Source organism: Kitasatospora sp. NPDC059817 (assembly GCF_042731835.1).
GTDB lineage: Bacteria > Actinomycetota > Actinomycetes > Streptomycetales > Streptomycetaceae > Kitasatospora.
Window position 1 is genome coordinate 1 of record NZ_JBHWIR010000374.1, and the last position, 2918, is coordinate 2918.

Consider the following 2918-nt stretch of genomic DNA (forward strand, 5'->3'; position numbering starts at 1 on the left):
GAGCCGGCGAGGCCGTCCGCCGCCGCGCCCGCAGCCACGCCCAAGCCCGCACCCGCCGCCGAGGTGCCGCCGGTCCGCCCCGGTGCGGTGCCGCCGCAGTCCACGGCCGCCCGGCAGCCGGCGGCGGACCCGGTGGCGGTGCAGCCCGCCAAGCCCGTCGCGCCCCGCCCGATCGTCCGCCCGGCCGCGGCCGACGAGGCCCAGGTCGGCCCGCCCTGCCCCCGGTGCGGCACGCCCAACCGGCCCGACCGGAAGTTCTGCCGGCGGTGTGCGGAGCCGCTGACCCCCACCGAACTCGTGGCGGCCCTGCCGTGGTGGCGCACCCGCTGGCCGTTCCGGCGCCGCGTGCGCATCGGCGGCTCCGGCCGCACCCTGCGCCGGATGATCGCGCTGCTCGTGCTGGCGGCGCTGGTGGTCGCGGGGGTTCTGTTCTACCCGGCGGGGCGGAACATCTACGAGGACGTGCTGGACAAGCTCCGCGACGCCTCGGCGATCTCCCCCACGGGGGCGGCGGCGAGCGCGGAGGTCGAGGGCCATCCCGCGAAACTGACCGTCGACGGGCTGAGCAACACCTACTGGGGGGCGCCGAACGTCGGGGACTCGATCAGCTTCCCCTTCGCCCGCCCGTTCCGGCTGGTGGACGTCATCATCCACACCGGCTCCTCCACCGAGCCGCAGCAGTTCCAGCAGCAGGCCCGGCCCACCGCCCTGGACCTGCGGATGACGACCTCGGACGGCAAGGTGCACGAGCAGAAGGTGACGCTGAACGACAAGCCGGGCCCGCAGACGGTGCTGACCGGCGTCAGCGACGTCGTGAAGGTGACGATGGTCGTCCGCGCCGCCGCCGGGACGGGGCCCGGAATCCCCATCGCGCTGGCCGAGGTGGAGTTCTTCAAACGCTGAGGGCAGGCTGCGGAGGTGGGCCCGGGTGCTGGCGTGGGAGGCTACCCGGGTACCGCCGCAGCCCGCGCCCAGGAGCACCGCCATGCACCGACCCCCCGCCTTCCGTCTCGACGCCACCGCCTCCGGGCACCCGGCGGGGATCCTCGACGCCGCCGAGCGGGCCGAACGCCGGGGCATGGACCGCCTGGTGGTCGCCGAGACCGCGTACGACCCGTTCCTCCAGCTGGCCCGCGCCGCCGACCGGACCGAGCGGATCGAGCTGGCCACCGGCATCGCGGTGGCCTTCGCCCGCACCCCGATGACGCTCGCCTACCAGGCCTGGGGGCTGCACGCGGCCTCCGGTGGACGGGCCGTCATCGGGCTGGGCTCGCAGGTCAAGCCGCACATCGAGAAGCGTTTCGGGATGCCCTGGGACCGGCCGGCCGCGCGGATGCGCGAGTACGTGCACGCGGTGCGGGCGATCTGGCACAGCTGGCAGACCGGCGAACGGCTGCGCTTCCGGGGCGAGTTCTACACCCACACGATGATGACGCCGGTCTTCTCGCCCGACCCCGTCCCCGCCGGGGTGCCGAGGATCCTGCTGGCCGGCGTCGGGCCGCTGATGACCCGTACGGCCGGGGCGGTGGCCGACGGGTTCCTCAGCCACCCGTTCTCGTCGCCCGCCTACCTGGCCGAGCAGGTGCTGCCCGGTCTGACCGGGGCCCGGGCGCAGGCCGAGGCCGAGGGCGCCCCGTGGACGGCGCGGCCGTTCGAGGTCGCCGGCAGTGTGCTGACCGCCACCGGCCGGACGGAGGAGGAACTGGCGGCCAACCGGGCCGGGGTGCGGGAGCGGCTGGCGTTCTACGCCTCCACCCCGGCTTACCGCCCGGTGCTGGCCCAGCACGGGTGGGAGGGGCTCCAGGAGGAACTGCACACCCACTCGGTGCGCGGCCGCTGGGCGGAGATGGCCGCGCTGATCGACGACGAGGTGTTCGACACCTTCGCGGTGTCCGGTCCGGTCGAGGACGTCGCCCGCGAGCTGACCCGGCGGTACGCGGGCCTGGTCGACCGGCTGTCCGTCAGCCTGCCGGAGGATGCGGATCCGGAGCTGGGCCTCGACGTCCTGGCGGCCGTCCGCGCCCTCGGCTGACCTCCGTCGGCCCCCTCGCCGGACCTTCGCCTGCCCCCGTCGGACACCTCGCCGTGCCCTCGCCCGCCCCCGTTCCCCGACCGGAAACAGCCGCCGACCGAACGCGGTGGGCGGCCGATCGGGCAGGAGACGGCCAAGACCGGGCACATTCGGGCAACGGGTTCCCGGTGGCGACGGCGGGCGGCAGGATCGCGCTGGCAGACCGTGACGGGCCGCCGACTTCACCCACCCCACGGTCTGTCATGTCTTGGCCACCGTCGACGACCGTGGGGGTGCCCGCTTGTCCGTGCCAGACGACCGTCCTGCCGTTGACTGCCTCGCCGAGTTCGGGGCGTCCGACGACCTCGCCGACTTCGACGAGTTCCTGCGCGTCTGCGCCGAACTGACCGGCTTCGACGAGCCCGAGCTGCGCGCCACCGGCATGGCCCACGAGCACCACCGCACCGCCCTGGCCCACCGGGTCCGCGACGACCACGCCCTGGTCCACCTCTGGTACGTCGGCGCCTGGCCGGGCGAGACCCCCAGCTCCGCCCGTGCCTACGACCAGGGCCTGGCCTGGCGGACCTTCCGTGCCGACCCGCCCGGCGCCGCCGCACCCGGCCACGGCAGCTGGGCCGAGGCACCCCGAGGGGGCGAGGAACGGTGACCGCCCGCTGGGACGTCGTCGTGGTCGGCGCCGGCTTCGCCGGAACGCTGGTCGCCCACCGCCTCGGCGCGCAGGGCCGGCGGGTCCTCGTCCTCGAAGCCGGCCGGGCCGCGCCCACCGGGACCGTTAACCCCCCCCCCGGGCGCGCGGGCGGCGGGCGGCCCCCCACCACGCCGAGCCCCACCCCACCCCGCCGCCCCGCCCCCCCAGGCTCCGCACCACACAGGGTGACGCGCCGCG

The 2918-nt window shown here is 75.9% G+C and carries 4 protein-coding genes; all 4 read left to right on the forward strand.

The features are described from left to right. The coding region (locus ACFV61_RS35380; RefSeq protein WP_380496235.1) for an NADase-type glycan-binding domain-containing protein at positions 1-903 on the forward strand (903 nt) is incomplete at its 5' end. 82 nt (positions 904-985) lie between these two features. Next, complete coding sequence (locus ACFV61_RS35385; protein ID WP_380496237.1) at positions 986-2032, forward strand: TIGR03617 family F420-dependent LLM class oxidoreductase; 1047 nt, start codon at positions 986-988, stop codon at positions 2030-2032. Between the two features lie 280 nt (positions 2033-2312). Continuing rightward, positions 2313-2678 carry a hypothetical protein gene (locus ACFV61_RS35390; protein ID WP_159398306.1) on the forward strand — a complete coding sequence of 122 codons (366 nt, stop codon included), beginning with the start codon at positions 2313-2315 and terminating at the stop codon, positions 2676-2678. 20 nt (positions 2679-2698) lie between these two features. Beyond that, positions 2699-2918 (forward strand): NAD(P)-binding protein (locus tag ACFV61_RS35395; RefSeq protein ID WP_380496240.1); only part of this gene is annotated, 220 nt, incomplete at its 3' end.